We start from the raw sequence: 17356 nt of genomic DNA on the forward strand, positions 1-17356 counted from the left end.
TATGAGCAACGAGTCTGAGACCGAAGTCGACGAAGAAGCTGCAGACGAAGAAGAGCAAGCGGAAGGACTACAGAAAGGCGATGTCGTCAAGCTCGCCTACACCGCCCGCACCGTCGACGGCGGCCAGCTTGTCGATACGACTGACGAGGAAGTCGCCGAAGACGACGGCGTCGACACCGAACAGCAGGAGTTCGGCCCGCGCACCATCGTGCTGGGCGAGAACCACATATTCCCGGACGTCGAGCAGGACATCTACGGGAAGGAGGTCGGCGACGAGGGCAACGTGACCGTTGCGGCCGCCGACGCCTTCGGCGAGTACGACGAGGAAGAGGTCCGGACGGTCTCGAAGGACAAGATCCCCGAGGACGACCGCTACCCCGGCGCACACGTCGATATCGAAGGCGAGCACGGGCACGTCGAGACCATCATCGGCGGCCGCGCGCGCGTTGACTTCAACCACCCGCTGGCCGGCGAGGACGTCGAGTACGACTACGAAATCCTCGAAGAGGTCACCGACCGCGAGGAGAAGGCCCAGGGCATCATCCGGATGATGCTCGACATGGAGCTCGACGTGTGGTTCGAGACCGACACCGTCGAAGAGGAACAGCTCGTCGAGAGCGACGACGAAGACGAGGACGACGAGTCCGAACCCGAGTACGAGACCGTCGAGGTCGAGAAGGACACCCTGTACATCGAGGCGACGCCGCAGCTGACGATGAACCAGCAGTGGATGATGGGCAAACAGCAGATCGCCCAGCAGCTCACCCAGCTGCTCGACATCGACCGCATCATCGTGCAGGAGGAGATCGGTGGCGGTGGCATGGGCATGCCCGGCATGATGGGCGGCATGGGCGGTGCCGGCGGCGCTGACATCGAAGACGCGCTGGAAGACGCCGACGTGGACGCCGAGGAGATCGTCGAAGAGATCGAAGGCGCCGAAGAGTAACTGCCACGCGAGCGGTTCTGCAGTATTGAGCGCCAGCCACCTGTTTTACCGTTCCGAGCGATAGCGGCTGCGACTTTCTGACGGCTCACCCGGGAGAACGGTTATACGCACGACACGTCATCACTACCCATGCGAGTGTCGCTAGTGTACCCGTCACTCCTCGCGCTCCCGCCGGGAATCGCGTTCGGCGTCGGCACGGTCGTACTGACCGGACGCGCTGGGCTCGGACTGGCAGCGGGTGTCGGCGTCGGTCTCGGGCTGTTCCTGTTGATACTCGTGGGAACGGAGTTCGGCTCGACGGACAGAGAGCCACGGCCCGGCCGCGAATAGAATAACCCGTATCAGGCGATGTCGCGGCTGGTGTCGATGCTGACCTCTTCGACGAGGTTGAGCTTGATGATGTCGGTGGGGGCCCGTCCGCCGCGGAATTTCGGAATCGCGAGGCGGTTCTCCACCTCGTCACCGTTCGTCGTGGTGTCGAGCTGGAACACCACGTCGGCGAAGTGCTCGGTGGTATCCCGAAGCGGTGGCACGTCGCGGCCATCGAGACAGTGGACGATAGCGAGGCTCCCGGTGTTGACGATGTGGTTCTGCAGGTCGTTCATGAACGCGCGGAACCGCGAGTGTGGCTCCTGGGCTTCCAGCACGTCGAGGGGGTCGACGATGAGGTTCGAAGTCTCCGGGAGCGCCGAGACGAGTTTGCCGGCGTTGTCGAGCGGCGCTTCGCCGGAGATGTGTCGCACCGTCGGGTCGCCGGTGTTAGCCGGCGTCTGCTCGATGCTTGCGATGACCGACTCGGCGGTCCGGTCGAGCGACAGCCACAGGGTTCCGCGCGTGGCGGTGAGTTCGTAGAGGAACAGCTCCGCCTGGCTGGCCGGCTGGGCAGAGAGCACGACGATACTCCCGGCAGGGATGCCACCGTCGAGCTTTCTGTCGAGGACATCGATGCCCGTTCGCAACCGGTTGACCATACCACTGAGAGGTTATTTAGCCACGAGATTAAGTATTCCGCTTGGTGAGAACGTTCGCTATCTCGACGTATTTTGCCGCCGCTCGGTCCGATTCCAGCGGTTTCGACACCGATGGAATGTGGACCGTTCTCGGAGAGGCCAGCAGGTCCGATGGATCTACCGACCCGTCACTGCCGACGAGGACCGTGAGGGCGGGCGGCGCGTCGAGCGCCCTAGCCATCGCCGCAGTTTTGGCTGTGTCGGTGAGGCTCTGTCGGGTTGGTTCACTCACGAGCACTGTCCTGTCAGCCGCCCGCAGCGGGCGGGCGGCGTCCGGGCCGGCGCCGGCAGGACAGTCCAGTACCACGGGCCGGTCACACCGGGATAGCCTGTCGATGGCGTTGCCGACAGCGGCTTCGGAGGCGGCCTGACAGGGCAGCACGTCGACGTTCTCGACGGTCGTGGCACCCTGGGCGACCGTAGCCGGGTCAGCCGTGGCCGTGATGTCCGTGATTCCGAATGTCGGATCGACACCGGCGCGGCGATGGAGATTCGGCATATCACGGTCGGTGTCGACGACCAGCGACCGTCCGGTCGTCGTCCCCAGTGCCTGTCCGACCCCGAGGGCCACCGTCGTTTTCCCACAGCCACCCTTGCCGCCAGCGATTGCGAGCATACTGTGGGTGGTCCGCCTATCGGTTTTGAACCCTCGTGCTGGGAGCCGTGGGACAGTGACCACCGAACCCGGGCTAGGGCGACCGTCTCATCGTGGTTGGTTGTTGCCTACGTTTATACGATTGTTACGCGCTGCATTCCGCTGTCCGTAGCGGGACTACACTTCGAGTGGCAAACGTCCCGACGGCCGAACCGTTCGTTTAGACTCCACCTATGAAGAGATAGTATGTGTGTAACGATAATAGTCACAACACAACTATGGAGTATGGACAGTGGACCGAACAAGGCTCTCCAGTTATACAGTATCCGTACCCTATCCGAGTCACTCCCTGAAATCGTCCGGCGTGTCGGTGCTGCCGGCTACGACGGGGTCGAATTCGCCTACCGGTTCCACGAAGAACCGCCTGAAGATGTCGCGGCGGCCCTCGATGACGCCGACCTCGTACCAGTCGCCGTCCACGCAGACTTCCCTGAAATCGAGGCTGCTCTGGACGGCGAATCTGACCTGCTAGTCCGGTGCCGAACAGTGGGGTGTGACACAGTCGTCGTTCCACATCTCTCGACGTCCGAGCTTCGAACCCGGAGCGATATCCGCTCGCTCTCCCGCCGGTTCCGCGACGCAGCGGCCGCCCTCGCAGACTGGGACATGCAGCTCGGGTATCACACCGGCCGGCGGGCGTTCCGCCCCTTCCTCCCGGACGGGGTGGGCAAAATCACCGGAGAAACGCCGATACCCGCAGCAGTCGGGCGGTACACACACCGGTTGCTGACTGAACTTCGGCCGACCGAGCCGACGACGATACCGAGCGAGACCCCGATATGGAACCTCATTGCTCGGACTGCGCCGACGGAAGTCACGCTCGAGCCGGAGGTCGCGGAAATCCGCGAAGCCGGCTATGACCCGACCGCGCTCTTCTCACTCTGTGGCGACCGTATCGAGATGGTACATCTTCGGGACGTAGCCTCGGCCGGGCCGTTGCGGGGCTACGAGAACGTCCCCCACGGCGAGGGCCTCGTGGATATGGATGCGGTCGTCGACGCCGCGACCGACGCCGGCGTCGACTGGGTGATATACGAGAACGAACTCGACAGCGACCCGGCAGCGAAGGTCGACCACGGGGCGACCACGCTGGAGCATCTCCTCGATGGGAGTGACCAATCGCGGAGCCCCACACGGATTCCTGCCACGAGTTCGTGACCGCTGTCGGCGGTGTTAGCCCGGCTATAACAATACCGATGCACCCGAACGGCTGGGATATGAATCTCCACCACGAGCGCATCGAGGCCTCGCCGCCGGCGAGCACGATGAGCTTCTGTCTCACGACCGACCTCACGGGGAACGGTCGGCCAGACGTCATCGTCGGCGCGCTCGGCGACGAGCACGAGGTCAGGTTCCCGCTCGTCGACAAGTCGGTCGACCTGCTGTCCGTGTTCGGTATGGGGCCGGTTGCTCGCTGGCTCCAGACGAACGTGTTCTGGTACGAAAACCCCGGCTGGGAGCGCCACGACGTTGCCAGCGCACCGGAGCTCTCCGTCGGGGGCTCGCTCGGCGACATAACGGGGAACGGCCGCCCGGACCTGGTCGCCGGCCAGAACATCCACCAGCACAAGCTGTGGTGGTTCGAGATTCCGGACGACCCGCGGGAGCAGTGGACGCGTCGGCTCATCACCGACGACTTCGAGAAGTATCACGACACCGCCGTGGCGGACGTGGACGGCGACGGACAGAACGAGGTCGTCGGGCTGTCTCAGGAGTCCCGAACCGTGTTCTACTACGACATTCCCGACGACCCGACCCGGGAGCCGTGGCCGGTGGCCAACCGCCACATCGTCGCGGAGGACCTCGACGTCGAGGGCGTCGCTGTCGAGGACGTCGACGGCGACGGCGAGGTCGAAATCGTCGCCGGCCCCAACGTCTTCCACCGGACGGCCGACGGGTGGGACCGAGAGCTGATCGCCGAGGGCTGGCAGTGTACCCGCGTCGCCATCGCGGACGTGGACAGCGACGGTGACCTGGAGATAATCCTCGTCGAGGGCGACGAGCCGTACCTCGACGACCGCCCGGCCCGACTGGGCGTGTTCGACCCGCCCGAGTGGGACCTGACCCTGCTGCATGACGGCCTCTCGAACCCGCACAGCCTCGACGTGGCGGACTTCGACGACGACGGCAGCCCCGACATCTTCGTCGCGGAAATGGGGCTGGAGGACGGACACGAACCCCGACAGTTCGTGTTCCACAACGACGGGACGGGGAACTTCGAGCGGAAACAACTGAATACCGGCATTCCCACCCACGAGGCGAAAGTCGTCGATCTCGACGGTGACGGCATCCCCGACATCGTCGGCAAGGCGTACACTGAGCCACGCGTCGATGTCTGGCAGAGCAATCCCTGACGAATCGTCCTACTGCTACGTCCGCCGCTACGCTCTCAACGGCCTGTTTTCGACCTTCGTGTCGATGCTCCCTCAAACCGAACATGACGCTGGGGGCGAACGTCCTGTTCCCGTGTCGGGGGATTCAAGACCGTCCGGAGCGCGGTATCGAGTGAAATGCGGCACGACCACATCATCAGCGCGAAACAACTCTCGCGGGGCGACATCGAGACGGTGCTCGACCACGCGGCCGACATCGCGGCTGACCCGGGGGCGTTCGCGGACCGGCACAGCGACACGCTGCTTGGCCTCCTCTTTTTCGAGCCAAGTACCCGGACGAAGATGAGCTTCACTACGGCGATGAAACGCCTCGGTGGCGACATCGTCGATATGGGCTCTGTCGAGTCCTCCAGCGTGAAGAAAGGCGAGTCACTGGCCGACACCGTGCGCGTCGTCGAGGGGTACACCGACGCGCTCGTGCTCCGGCACCCAATGGAGGGTTCCGCGAAGATGGCGAGCGAGTTCGTCGACGTGCCGCTCGTCAACGCCGGCGACGGAGCCGGCCAGCACCCGACACAGACGCTGCTCGATCTCTACACGATCCGTGAGAACGCGGGCTTCGATGACCTGACTATCGGCATCATGGGCGACCTGAAGTACGGACGGACGGTCCACTCGCTGGCCCACGCCCTCACGACCGTCGACGCCAGACAGCACTTCATCAGCCCCGAATCGCTCCAGCTTCCGCGCTCGGTCCGCTACGATCTCCACGAGGCCGGTGCGGGCATCCGCGAGCACACCGAACTCGACGAGATACTTCCGGAACTGGACGTGCTCTACGTGACACGCATCCAGGCCGAGCGGTTCCCCGACGAGGGCGAGTACCGCGAAGTCGCCGGCCAGTACCAGATCGACGCTGCCACGCTGGATGCGGCCAAGGACGATCTGACCGTCATGCACCCGCTCCCGCGCGTCGACGAGATCGCCCACGACGTCGACGAGACCACCCACGCGCAGTACTTCCAGCAGGCCCACAACGGCGTCCCGGTGCGGATGGCCCTGCTCGACCTGATGCTCGGAGGCGACCAATGAGCGACAACGACCAGCAACTCCGCGTCTCGAAGATCCAGAACGGCACCGTCATCGACCATATCGCGGGCGGACAGGCGCTGAACGTCCTGGCGATTCTCGGCATCGACGGGACCAGCGGCGACTCCGTCTCCGTCGCGATGAACATGCCCTCGGACCGTCTGGGCCACAAGGACGTGGTCAAGGTCGAGGGTCGCGAACTCTCCCAAGACGAGGTCGACGTGCTCTCGCTCATCGCCCCTGCGGCGACGATTAACATTATCCGCGACTACGAGGTCGTTGAAAAAGGCCGCGTCGAGCGCCCGTCGGTCGTCGAGGGGGTCCTCGAGTGCCCGAACCACAACTGCATCACGACTGAGGACGAGCCCGTCGACTCGCGGTTTGCCGTCGGCGACGACGGGGTGCGCTGTGAGTACTGCGATACGATCATCCGCGACGACCTGCCGGCACACATTCTCGCAGAGTAAGTCGTCCCTGCTGCCGTCCGGCTACTGCAGCCAGATGCTCGCAAACGAGTCGAAGTAGTCTTCGCCGGTATCGACCAGTACGTGGTCCGCGCCAAGCGCAGTGACACGGTTCGACACCGAGTCGACGTGGGCATCGAGTCGTGACTGGTACGTTTCGGCCAGCGAGCCGCTGAAATACGACCGGCGTTTCTCGTCGCTCTCGGGGTCGGCGAACAGCACGTCACCGACGACGCCGGGGTCCCGTTCCCCCGGGGCGACCACGCGGACGAGCAACACGTCGGCGTCGTTGCGTGCGAGCGCGGCGATGCCCGATTCGAGTTCCTCAGGCTCGGTCAGACAGTCGCTGAACACCACGACGAGCGAGCGCGAGCGGATGCGTTCGGCGTACGCCTCCAGCGCGGATTCGAAATCGGCCGTCCCGTCGACCGTCATCTCGTTCAACTGGTCGATGAGCGAGAGGAGTTCCCCCCGGTTCGACTGACCCGTATCGATCCGGTCCACCCGGTTGCGGAACGTACAGAACCGGAAGTCGTTGTTCTCCTCTGCGGTGAGGTAGGCGAATCCGAGCCCGAGCTTGGCGGCGTATTCGAACTTGTGACTCGACGCTTCGCCGTAGTCCATCGACGCGCTCGTGTCGACGAGCAGGTGGACGGTCAGGCTCCGCTCTTCCTCGTACTGCTTGATGAAGTACTCCTCCGTCCGGGCGAACAGCTTCCAGTCGATCCGTCGCGTGTCGTCCCCCGGTGAGTAGCGACGGTAATCGCTAAACGTGAGCCCTTCGCCGACCCGCGGGGACTGCTGATCACCCTGTCGAATCGAGGTGGTCTGGCGGTTCAGCGCGGCGGTGAACCGGCCGAGTTCGTCCAGGAAGTCCGGTTCGATAGTCACGGCTGGCCCTCCCACTCTCGCTGAGCCGCCCGCCAAACTGCGGTCGTCGGGCGGGTCATTCCATCAGCGCCGCGATGAGGTCGTCCGCCGTCCGGCCCTCCCGCTCGGCCCGGAAGTCCACGATAATCCGGTGCCGGAGCACCGGGGCGGCCAGGGCTTCGATGTCCTCGCCCGTGACGTGCGAGCGGCCGCGGAGGAACGCCCGCGCCTTCGCCGTCTGGACGAGCGCCATGCTCGCTCGCGGGCTGGCACCGAACTCGATGTCGTCGGCCTCGCGGGTCCGGCGGACGAGCTGGACCGCCCGGTCGCGGAGGTCGTCGGCGATGGGCATCTCGCGGACCAGTTGCTGGATTTCCTGAATCTCCGGGCGGGTCAGCGAGCGCTCGACGGGGACCTGCTCCGCGCCGGCGGTGTACATGTCGACGATAGTCCGCTCCTCGTCGTAGTCGGGGTAGTCGACCAGCAGCTTCAGCATGAAGCGGTCGGTCTGGGCCTCCGGGAGCGCGTACGTCCCCGACTGGTCGATGGGGTTCTGTGTCGCCAGGATGAAGAAGGGGCGCGGCAGTTCGTAGGTCTCGCCTGCGGCGGTCACCTGTTTCTCCTGCATCGCTTCCAGCAGGGCCGCCTGTGTCTTCGGCGTCGCCCGGTTGATCTCGTCGGCCAGCACGACGTTGGCGAACACCGGCCCCTTCTCGAAGACGAACTCGCGGCCGCTGTCGGTCTCGCGGATGATTTCGGTCCCCGTGATGTCGGAGGGCATCAGGTCGGGGGTGTTCTGGATCCGGGAGAACTGAAGATCGGTCACCTCCGCGACTGTCCGGACCATCGTCGTCTTCCCCAGTCCCGGGTTAGATTCGAGCAGGGCGTTACCGTCGGCCAGGATACAGATGAGCAGTTGCTCTAGTACCTCCTCCTGACCGACGATCCGTGTGCTGATCTGTTCACGTGCGTTCGCGATTTTCCGCTGTAGTTCGTCGATGTCTTGCTCTGGGCTCATGGGTCGGTGTCCTCGTCGTCCGTGTCTTGCTCTCGGATCCTGAGATTGTACTCGCGGATGAGGTCCGCATCCTCGACGTCTTCCTGGCCGGCGAACCCGGCCTGTTGGCTATCGACCGTGCCGCTTCCACTCCCCGGTCCCCCGGTGTCCGGCGACGACGGGAACGACTGGCTCCGGTCGACCTCCTCGTCGCCGCCCGTCGAATCGATCTCGGCGGTGAGGTTCTCGTCGCCGGCCTGCACGTCCTCGCTATCGCCGAGTATCGCGTCGCCGTCTTCGAGTCCCTCGTAATTGCTGGGCCGGTCGTTCGGCGACTCCGTCTCGACTGGATCGCGGTCCAATAGACCGATGTCGACGACGGCCACCTGCACTGTCGCCAGACTCAGCAGGATAACGACGACGAGCGTCCCGAGCAGTCGCCGGCTGTCGACGAGCGCGACGCTCGAACTCTGTTTCAGCCCATCGAGGACATCCTCGTAGAGCCGGGCCGCCATCCGCGTCTCGGCCCCGTCCTCGACCGCGTCCCGCGCCGTTCGGAGCGCGTCGGTGACGTTCGCGTTCGCCGCCTCGAACTGTTCGACGAGCGGCTGGCGGACCCGGTACAGATACTCGCCGAGGAACCAGCACGCCCCGCCGACGATACCGACGACTGCGCCCGTGGGGAAGGATAGCCCCGACACCGAGCGACCGACGGCCGTGCCGACCGGGTCCGTCACCGCCGCGGGGACCGACAACTGCGTCGGGAGCTCGACCGGCGAGAGGACAGTCAGGAGGAGGTTCACCAGGAGAAAGATCAGCACTGCGTCGACGACGGCATAGACGAACGCCGCCTTCTTGCCTTCGCGTCTGACCTCGGCGATGGCTGCGGCCATGCGTTCGCGGGCTTGCGCCCGTCCGTCATCTGCGGGGCCCTCGCCGCCGGTTTCTCCGGTGTCTGTGTCTGGTTCGTCCATTAGTAGCCCTCACAGATGGCTTTGTCTTGGTTCTCGGGCTGGCTACAGAGCGTCTCGATATCGTCTCGCAGCTCCTGGTTTTGGCTTTCGAGTTCGTCGATGTCGCTTTCGAGCGTACTTATCCGTGATTCCAGGCTGTCGATCTCGTCTTGCAGGTCGGACACCTGGTCTTCGAGTTCGTCGCGCTCGTCCGCTAACTCCTCGTTTTCCGTCTCCAGATCGTCGATTGTCGACTCGAGGTCATCGACTTCGTCCTGGAGCGTGTCGCGCTCGTCTCGAAGGTCACCGACCGTCCCCTCCAGCTCCTCGACTCTGTTCCGGCTCTCGCGGAGTGACTGCCGAGTCTCTGCCAACTGGCTCTCCGTGGCGTTCAACTGCGACTCCGTCTGATTCAGATTGGTTGCGACCTGGTCGACGTCTTCCGACCGCGTCTCCAACTGCTCTTCGAGTTCGTCGACGCGGGTCTGTGTGGATTCCAGTTCACTCCTGGTGTCATCGAGATTCTCCCGGAGCTCGGCGTTTTCCTGTCGGAGCTCCTGGTTCTGCGACCGGAGCTCGCTCGCGGAGTCCTGGTACAGCACCGTCGTTCCGCCGGTGCCGACCATCGAGAGAACGATGAACACCACGAGCCCGAGGTTGATACGGCGGCCGATTGCGCTCACGGGAGACCACTCTCCAGGGAGGTGCGACCGCGGTATACTTGAACACGCCGGGCGACCACCTCGCCGGTGAACAGCAGGAGCGCGCCGAGCAGGGCGACCCAGTCCCAGGTGTCCCGAACGGTGCGGACCCGGGTGGACTTCTGGCGTGCCTGTCTGGCTATCTGTTCGCCCTGGTCCGGGCTGAAGGTCTGCCCGCCCGTCGTTTCGACGAGCGAATCGAGGCTCTCACTCGGGCCGAAGGCACCGTACTCGACCGGGTAGTTCGCCGCGTACTCGGTGTCGAGTGCCGTCTGATACCCTGCCTCCCGAGGCGTGAACTCGCCGCGATACCGGCCGTCACCGATCTGGCGGAAAGAGATGTCCGCTGCGTCCGGGCGGCTATCGCCCTGGTAGGTCAGCGTCGTCGGACGCCCCACGCGGGCATCGCCGACCGCTGTGACGCCGGTCTGCGTGCGCATTGGGTCACCCACCGCGTAGTTGACCGACTTCGTGACGACCAGCGAGTCCGGCCGGTCGAGCAGGCCGCCCATCGTGTTGTCCGAGTCGTAGGCGGTGATAGAGACCACGCGGCCCAGCCCGAACCGCCAGGAGGCGATGGCCGGCTTGCCGTCCGCGGTGGCGACCTGGTAGTCGGCCCCGGGCTTGACCTGGACGTTGTTTGCCTGGCCGGGGTTCGCCGTCAGTTCCACGCCGGAGGTGATGAACGTGTCTTCCGTGACGATGGTGAGGTTCTCCCCCTGGTAGCGCCGCGAGGAGCCGCCAAAGAGGAGCCGCAGCCGCTCGGTCTCGTCGGCGGCGAAGTACGAGCCGCCGGACTCGCTGGCGATCTGGCGCATCGTCGCGACGCCGACGCGCTTGCCGACGCCGACCGAGACGATGCGCGTCCCCTCGCGGCCCAGTTGGTTGGCGACGGCCGCCGGCGGACCGAGCCGGTCCTGGCCGTCACTGAGGAGGATGATCGTTCCTTCGCGGTCGCCCAGTAGCTCGTCGGCGCCTTGGAGCCCGACGGCGATGTCCGTCGCGCCGCCGCTTTCCAGTCGGCGTATCCTGTCGGCAGTTTCCGCTCGGTTCTGGCCGAGGCGCTGCAGCTCCGAGACGCGATACGCGTCGTAGTTGAACGCGACGACCCCGACCTGGTTCTCGTCGCCGAGCTGGTCGAGCACGTCCAGCGCGACGGCTTTCTGTATCGAGAGGCCGCCCTCGGCGCTGCCCGAGACGTCGACGAGGATGACGATGTTCGACTCGCCGCCGGTCGCGTTCCCCACCCGGACCGGGAGCATCGAGGCCACCGACGACGTTTCGTAGCCGCCGTTCTCGTAGGCGTTGTCACCGCCCGCGACGACGAGCCCGCCGCCGTTGATGACGAAGTCCTGCAGCGCGGTGGCGTTCCCGATATTCTGTGACGGCGTGTCTTGCATGACGACGGCGGCGTAGTCATCGAGGTCCGCCGGGACTGACGAGGCCGTCGAAACGTTGTACAGCGAGTCGAGGTAGTTCCGCAGGGGGTACTCGCCCTGTGAGACGTACAGCACGTCGGGCTGTTCGACGACGCGGACGCTCTTGTAGAACACGTCGTTTCGCGCGTACTCGTCGTCGCCGGACAGCGTCGCAGTCACGCGGTGTGACCCGATTTCCTCGAACGTGTGGTCGACGGTGAGCGTGCCGTCCGGCCGGAGTTCTCCTTCAGTCACGCTCTCACCGTCGATTGTCACTTCGACGGGCACGGGTTCGAGGACGCTCACGCCCTGCATCGAGACGGTATACTGTGACTGGACGCCGCGGCTCACCGTCGACGGCCCCGCTATCGCCACGGCTCGCTCAGTGCGTGGCGACTGCGGGGTGACGCTGTGGACGGTCGCGTTGAGCCCGGCTGCGTCCTCGGCGGCTGTCGCCAGACTCCGGCCCTCCGTGACGCGTCCGTCGGAGACGACGACGACCGTCCCGTTCTCTTGGAGGTTTGCCGCCACGCCGTCGCCGATCCGCGAGTTCGACCCGCTGCCGATTGTCGCTCGCGTCACCGGAACCCCCTCGTTTTCGATGTCCCGTACCAGCTCGTCGGTCGTGTTCGGATAGATGCCCATGCTCGCGGACTCATCTGTCAGCAGTGTCACGCCCGGTTCGCCCGGCGTCTCGCGGGTCTGAACGGTGTACGGTTCCATCGCGCCGAGGACGAGCAGGCAGACGATGAGCACGCGGCTGGCAAGCAGAAGTCGGCGGCTCCGGTTCGAGGCCGACCGCGGTCCACCGTCGCCACGCCGGATGAGATACGCGAGGAGGCCGACGGCAACCGGCACAGCGAGCAGGGGCCACAGGTGCTCGACGCCGACAGTGAGTCCCTCTGTGAGGGTGTAGGAAACCGCCATCAGAGGTCACCCCGCCGGCGCAGATAGCCGATCTCGACCAGCGCGAGCACCAGCCCGCCCAGCGCGAAGTATTCGGTCAGCGGCTGTGGCACTGACCGCTGCTCGGTCCGGGTCAGGTTCCCGGCCGTTCCGGAGCGCTGGTCGAGCGCTCCGACGTTGGTGTTTGACTCGCCTTCGTCCAGCAGCGACGCGCTCACTTGCCGGCTCTCGCTTCGGTAGAGCCCGGCTCGCTGGAGCGGGACCGAGTTCCCGGAGACGGGGCCGGCCGGCCCCTCGACGGTGGTGTTACCGAACCGGACGGTCTCACCGGTCTCGTGGTTCAGCGCCGGGAGCTGTTCCCTGTCCGCGAGGTAGTACACCGCCCGCTTCCAGAACACGGGGTACTGATAGTTGAACTTGAAGCTGGATCGGTCCTCGATGTAGCCGTAGTACATGACCCGCCCGCCGTTCCGGTCCTCCGTCGCGATGAGCGGCGTCCCGTCACCCAGTTGCACCTGGGCCGACCCGGAACGTAGCGACCCGGAAATGTACTCGTCCGGGGGCTGGAAGTCGATGCCGCGGGTGAGCTGTGTCTGTGTCGTCTGGCCCACTGTCGCGCCCGCCCGGGTCTCGCCGGGCTCGATGAGGAGGAGGTCCCGGTACCGCTGTGGGAGGTTATCTTGAGCCAGTACCGCCACGCCGCCACCGTCTTCGACCAGTTCGCGCCCGCTTTCGACGTTGCCAGGCAGCAGTGAACTCGGGTCGACGTTGCTGTACAGGATGACGTCGTAGTCGCCCTGAATCGTCGTCGGCGGCTGCCTGACCGTCACGTTCACCCGGTCGACGACCGACAGCGCGGTGGTCAGGTACCGGTTCCGGTCGTTTGTCAGCACCAGTACGTCGACAGCCGCGTCCGCCGGTGCGGCGACGTAGACGCTGTCGTCAGTCGCGAAACTGTCGCCCGGGCTGAGCCGGGCCTCGCTCCCGCCGGCCGGGACCGGTAGCGTCACCGAACCCACGTCGTCGGGCCCGAGCTGCAGTTCTTGCTGGGCGTTGCCGAGCCGAACGGTCCGGGTGACGGACGAGTCGCCGTAGTTTTTCACCGACAGCGCCACCTCCGAGCCGGAGAACCGGCGGTCGATGAAACCGACGTTCGCATCGCCCCCGCGGTTAAATTGCTGGAGGTCGACGGAGAGCCCGCGCCCGCGTGCCGTCGTGACTGCAGTGGTCCACTCCTCGCCCGCAAAGTCACTCAGGACGACGACTCTGGCGTTCTCGCCGGCAATCGAAGCTGCCTGCGAGATAGCGCCGCTGAGCTCTCCCGGCGCGTCCGTCGGGCTGAGCCCGTCCAGTGTCCCCTGAGCCGCTGTCGGCGTGCCACGCTGGAGCACGACCTCGCCGCCGTTGGTCGTCGTGACGACGGAGGTCGTCCCTGTTACTTCTTCCCGGGCGGCCGCGACGGCCCGCTGGAAGCGTGTCTGGCCGTCCGCGTCGGTCTGCATGGACGCGCTGGTGTCGACGACGATGACCGTCTCTTCGACCGTCGCCCGCTCGGAGACGGTGACATACGGCGTCGCCAGTCCGACCGCGAGCACCAGTACGACCAGCACCTGCAACAGTAGCAGGAGGCTCCGTGAAATCCGTTCGAGAAACGGCGTCGCTGACTGCTGGCGTTCGCCGGCGACGAGAAACTGGAACGTCGGCAGCGTGAGCTCCTGCGGGTCCGGCCGGATGAGATACAGCACCACTATCGGCACTGCCAGGAGGAGGGCCGCCAGTCCCAGGGGGGCAAGCAAAACGTCCGAGAGGACCATTGTCTGTGTATCAGGCGGAGGTGGCATTTATCTTGTGACTCTGGTGACACCAATCTGTGTGCATCCGGCTCCGACGCCGTCTATTTGCGTCCCGGCGTCGAACGCCCCGTATGCGTTTCAGTCGCGCCCGCACGGAGGAGGTTCTGCGGGCTCTCGTTCACGAAATCAGGGCGGAACGGCTCACGTTCATGGCTGGCTCGATAGCCTACCACGCGTTCCTGTCGATTCTCCCGCTGCTGTTGCTGGTATTGACTTTTGTCCAGCGGACAGAGAACGCCCCGTTGCGGGCCTCAATCGTCGGTATCATGGAGGCCGTCCTGACCGCACAGGCCAGCGGCATCATCCAGCAGGGGCTGACCGAGGCCGACGCGTCCGTCTCGTTGCTTGGCGTGGGTTTTCTCCTCTGGGGCTCGCTGCGAATCTTCCGGGGGCTGGACACGGCCTTCTCGGACATATACGAGACGGGCGCGTCGAACACCTTCCTCGACCAACTCGGCGACGGACTGGTCCTCCTCGTGACTGTCGCCGTGGCGATACTCAGCGCCAGCGCGCTCGGCAGCGCCCTGCCCGAGGCCGGGAGCGGCCTGCTGTGGGCGGTCGCCAGCGGACTGGTCCGGGCCGTCGGCCTGTTCGTCGTCTTCTATCCGATGTACTACATCTTCCCGGACACCGACGTCTCACCGCTTGAGGTCGTCCCGGGTGTCGCCTTTGCCGCCGTCGGCATCACGATTGCGCAGGTTCTCTTTACAGCGTTCAAATCCGGCTCGACAGGCGGAAACATTATCGCCAGCATCCTCGTCCTGCTGAGCTGGCTGTACGTCATCGGCCTGGTTATCTTACTCGGGGCGGCGATCAACGCCGTCCTCTCGAACCGCTCTGAGGACGTGGATATCGACCCTGTCATCGGCGACCACCGCCAGCAGAACACCGCACGCGAGACGACGATGTCCCGCGAGGCGCTGCTGGCCGAACTCGATACGCTCGCCGATCGCTTCCAGCAGGGGCAGGGCATGATCTCCGTCGAAGTCGCCGACGAGCGCACTGAAATCGACTGTCCGGAGACCGCCGTTGTCGACCGCTCGTCGGACGTGTTCGGATTAGATCAGTCTGTCGCGCTCACGCTCAGGTGGTGGCCGGACGAGAAGTAGCGCCGTCCTACTGCGCGTCGCGCCGCTCCCACGCCTGTACCGTCGGGAGCGACCACCCGCGGCCGATGCCCAGCCCTCGGGCCAACAGCACTGCGAGCGCGCACCCGGCCGATGCCGCGCTGAGTGCCACGCCCATCTGTGCCAGCGCCCAGAAGGCGAGGCCGCCGATAACGGCACAGGACGCGTAGAAGTCCTGGCGGAGGATGAACGGCGTCCGCCCCAACAGTAGGTCCGATATCGCGCCGCCGCCGGCCGCGTTGACCGTCGCCAGCGCGACGACGGCGAACACTGGGAGGCCGGCCTGGTGACCCAGCAGCGCTCCCGTGGTAGTGAACGCCGCCAGCCCGATGGCGTCGGCCGTCAGGACGACCGGGTGCTGGTGGCCGTCGTCGAGGAAATGCACGAGTAAAACGGCGGCAGCGACACCGAGGAGCGACAGGGCGACTTCGCCGGGCGACTGCAGGGAGTTCGGAACCCTGTTCAACAGCAGGTCCCGGGTCGTCCCGCCACCCAGCGCCGTCATCACGCCGACGACCGTGACGCCGAACACGTCGTAGCGCTCCTCGATGGCTTTCGCCGCGCCGACGAACGCGAAGCCGACCAGTCCGATAGCGTTCATCACCGCAAACGGGTCGGTCACGCTGGCCCTCCGATCCGCCGGGACGCGGTACGTAAGCGACCGCGAGCGCGTCGACCCGCTGTCACGAGTATAGCGGTCATTATCGGACTACTACGGGTGCGGACAATTATGCCTTTAGTCCCGCCCGCGAGGCATGTGATTGGCTAACACCGTAGGCTGCCAGCGACCGTACTCACGGCTTGACCGTCTCCAGCACCCAGTCGGACGGTGTCGCCCGCCGGACCTCGAACGGGTCGAAAGCCTCCCGCGGGGCCTCCGCGAGCCGGCCCAGGAACTGCCCGACTGGGGTCGGGTCGCGGTCGCTGACGAGGACGAACGAGTCGCCGCTGTCCAGCGCGGTGAACTGCTCTCGAACCAGATCCTTGCGTTCCTGTGGCGGCAGGTCCCGGATATCGGCGGTCGGGTCGGCGTCCACCTCGCCGGCAGTGTCGAGTGCCGACCCGACGGCGTCGCCCAAATCGCTGACAGCGCCGGGGACCTCACCGGGTGCTGGCGTCCCCTGCAGGTCGTGCGAGAACGGGAGTTCGGCCAGCACCTCGGCATCGAGGTCTCCCAGCGCGTCGCCGGTGAACAGGTCGTTCGGCTCGCCACAGCAGTCACAGACGTATTCGGCCATGTTGACGACGGTTCCCAGCACCGGCACGTCGTTGTCGCGGAACAGTTCGACTGTCCGGCTGGTGTCGCTGACGCTCGCGTGAAACGGTGTTGTCACGACGACCACGCCGTCGACGGGGACCTCCTGCAACGTCGTCAGCACCACGTCGCCCGTCCCCGGCGGCAGGTCCAGCACCAGTACCTCGTCGTTGCGCCAGGCGGTGTTCTCGAACAGGTCCTCGAGCGCGTCGTGGGCCATCGCACCGCGCCAGGCCAGCGGCGCGCCGCTTTCCATCAGGCCGACGCTCATCACGTCCATGTCGCCCGCCCGGACGGGGAGCGGGTCGCCCTCCTCGCTGGAGTGGACTGGGCCGCTCACCTCCAGCAGTTCGGGCACGTTCGGCCCGTGGATGTCGGCGTCGAACAGCGCCACCTCGTTGTCGGCGGCCAGCGCACAGGCCAGGTGCGTGGCGACCGTGGACTTGCCGACGCCGCCTTTCGCACTGGCGACGGCCACGACGTGGTCGAAGGACTCGACACCGGCCTGCCCCTCGCTCGATGGCGTCGTCCGTTCGACGTGGACGCTGTCGACGCCGTCCACGTCGTCGACCGCGTGCAGCATCGCCTGGACGACCTGGGTGCTCGTCCCGCCGTCCAGTGCGGTCAGGTCGGCCTCGATTGTCACGTCGCCGTCGGCCGCGTCGATGTTCTCGACGAAGCCCGCGTCGAACACGGAGAGGTCGGCGTTCGGGTCGCGCACGTCTCGCAGTGCGGCTTCGATGCGGTCGGTCAGTGTGGTGGGCGTTCCGTCAGTCATC

The 17356-nt window shown here is 65.7% G+C and carries 17 protein-coding genes; 7 read left to right on the forward strand and 10 right to left on the reverse strand.

The genetic code is table 11. From position 1 onward, the window contains the following. Window position 1 precedes the first annotated feature (1 nt). Complete coding sequence (locus tag ACOZ4H_RS08745) at window positions 2-946, forward strand: FKBP-type peptidyl-prolyl cis-trans isomerase (protein ID WP_424328906.1); 945 nt, start codon at window positions 2-4, stop codon at window positions 944-946. 129 nt (window positions 947-1075) lie between these two features. Next, entirely contained in the window at window positions 1076-1276 is a 201-nt protein-coding gene (locus ACOZ4H_RS08750; RefSeq protein WP_424328907.1) for a hypothetical protein, read from the forward strand. A gap of 11 nt (window positions 1277-1287) precedes the next feature. Here ACOZ4H_RS08750 and ACOZ4H_RS08755 read toward each other — a convergent pair whose 3' ends face one another. Next, window positions 1288-1917, reverse strand: coding sequence for an RAD55 family ATPase (locus ACOZ4H_RS08755; protein WP_424328908.1), 630 nt, complete (start codon window positions 1915-1917; stop codon window positions 1288-1290). A 28-nt stretch (window positions 1918-1945) separates the two neighbouring features. After that, entirely contained in the window at window positions 1946-2572 is a 627-nt protein-coding gene (locus ACOZ4H_RS08760) for a MinD/ParA family ATP-binding protein (protein ID WP_424328909.1), read from the reverse strand. 264 nt (window positions 2573-2836) lie between these two features. Here ACOZ4H_RS08760 and ACOZ4H_RS08765 point away from each other — a divergent pair, with 264 nt between their 5' ends. From ACOZ4H_RS08765 to pyrI, 4 genes are all read left to right on the forward strand, one after another. Next, window positions 2837-3769, forward strand: a complete 933-nt coding sequence (locus ACOZ4H_RS08765; RefSeq protein WP_424328910.1) for a sugar phosphate isomerase/epimerase family protein — start codon at window positions 2837-2839, stop codon at window positions 3767-3769. 38 nt (window positions 3770-3807) lie between these two features. Next, complete coding sequence (locus tag ACOZ4H_RS08770) at window positions 3808-4965, forward strand: FG-GAP repeat domain-containing protein (protein ID WP_424328911.1); 1158 nt, start codon at window positions 3808-3810, stop codon at window positions 4963-4965. Between the two features lie 156 nt (window positions 4966-5121). After that, on the forward strand, window positions 5122-6036 hold the full coding sequence (gene pyrB, locus ACOZ4H_RS08775; protein ID WP_424328912.1) for an aspartate carbamoyltransferase: 915 nt from the start codon (window positions 5122-5124) through the stop codon (window positions 6034-6036). After that, complete coding sequence (gene pyrI / locus ACOZ4H_RS08780; protein ID WP_424328913.1) at window positions 6033-6500, forward strand: aspartate carbamoyltransferase regulatory subunit; 468 nt, start codon at window positions 6033-6035, stop codon at window positions 6498-6500. Before pyrB ends, pyrI begins: the two co-directional genes overlap by 4 nt. Window positions 6501-6521: 21 nt before the next feature. Here pyrI and ACOZ4H_RS08785 read toward each other — a convergent pair whose 3' ends face one another. The 6 genes from ACOZ4H_RS08785 to ACOZ4H_RS08810 are packed head-to-tail and all read right to left on the reverse strand — an operon-like array spanning window position 6522 to window position 14156. Further along, window positions 6522-7388 (reverse strand): DUF58 domain-containing protein, encoded by an 867-nt coding sequence (locus tag ACOZ4H_RS08785; protein WP_424328914.1) that lies wholly within the window; start codon window positions 7386-7388, stop codon window positions 6522-6524. 55 nt (window positions 7389-7443) lie between these two features. Beyond that, the gene (locus tag ACOZ4H_RS08790; RefSeq protein WP_424328915.1) at window positions 7444-8385 is read right to left on the reverse strand and encodes an AAA family ATPase; all 942 of its coding nucleotides are present in this window, start codon (window positions 8383-8385) and stop codon (window positions 7444-7446) included. Next, on the reverse strand, window positions 8382-9338 hold the full coding sequence (locus tag ACOZ4H_RS08795; RefSeq protein ID WP_424328916.1) for a DUF7502 family protein: 957 nt from the start codon (window positions 9336-9338) through the stop codon (window positions 8382-8384). The genes ACOZ4H_RS08790 and ACOZ4H_RS08795 overlap by 4 nt, the downstream gene beginning before the upstream one ends. Next, a complete protein-coding gene (locus tag ACOZ4H_RS08800; protein WP_424328917.1) occupies window positions 9338-10000 on the reverse strand; it encodes a chromosome partitioning protein in 663 nt (220 codons plus the stop codon). The genes ACOZ4H_RS08795 and ACOZ4H_RS08800 overlap by 1 nt, the downstream gene beginning before the upstream one ends. Beyond that, window positions 9997-12363: a VWA domain-containing protein gene (locus tag ACOZ4H_RS08805; protein ID WP_424328918.1), complete on the reverse strand. Its 2367-nt coding sequence runs from the start codon at window positions 12361-12363 to the stop codon at window positions 9997-9999. Before ACOZ4H_RS08805 ends, ACOZ4H_RS08800 begins: the two co-directional genes overlap by 4 nt. Beyond that, window positions 12363-14156, reverse strand: coding sequence for a vWA domain-containing protein (locus ACOZ4H_RS08810; protein ID WP_424328919.1), 1794 nt, complete (start codon window positions 14154-14156; stop codon window positions 12363-12365). Before ACOZ4H_RS08810 ends, ACOZ4H_RS08805 begins: the two co-directional genes overlap by 1 nt. 110 nt (window positions 14157-14266) lie before the next feature. On the opposite strand from ACOZ4H_RS08810, the gene ACOZ4H_RS08815 reads away from it, so the two are divergent. Continuing rightward, a complete protein-coding gene (locus ACOZ4H_RS08815) occupies window positions 14267-15304 on the forward strand; it encodes a YhjD/YihY/BrkB family envelope integrity protein (RefSeq protein WP_424328920.1) in 1038 nt (345 codons plus the stop codon). Window positions 15305-15311: 7 nt separating this feature from the next. Here ACOZ4H_RS08815 and ACOZ4H_RS08820 read toward each other — a convergent pair whose 3' ends face one another. Next, complete coding sequence (locus ACOZ4H_RS08820; RefSeq protein ID WP_424328921.1) at window positions 15312-15944, reverse strand: trimeric intracellular cation channel family protein; 633 nt, start codon at window positions 15942-15944, stop codon at window positions 15312-15314. 172 nt (window positions 15945-16116) lie between these two features. Then, entirely contained in the window at window positions 16117-17355 is a 1239-nt protein-coding gene (locus ACOZ4H_RS08825; RefSeq protein ID WP_424328922.1) for a P-loop NTPase, read from the reverse strand. Between the last annotated feature and the right edge of the window lies 1 nt (window position 17356).

The sequence above is a fragment of the Haloarcula amylolytica genome (genome assembly GCF_049705545.1).
GTDB lineage: Archaea > Halobacteriota > Halobacteria > Halobacteriales > Haloarculaceae > Haloarcula > Haloarcula amylolytica_B.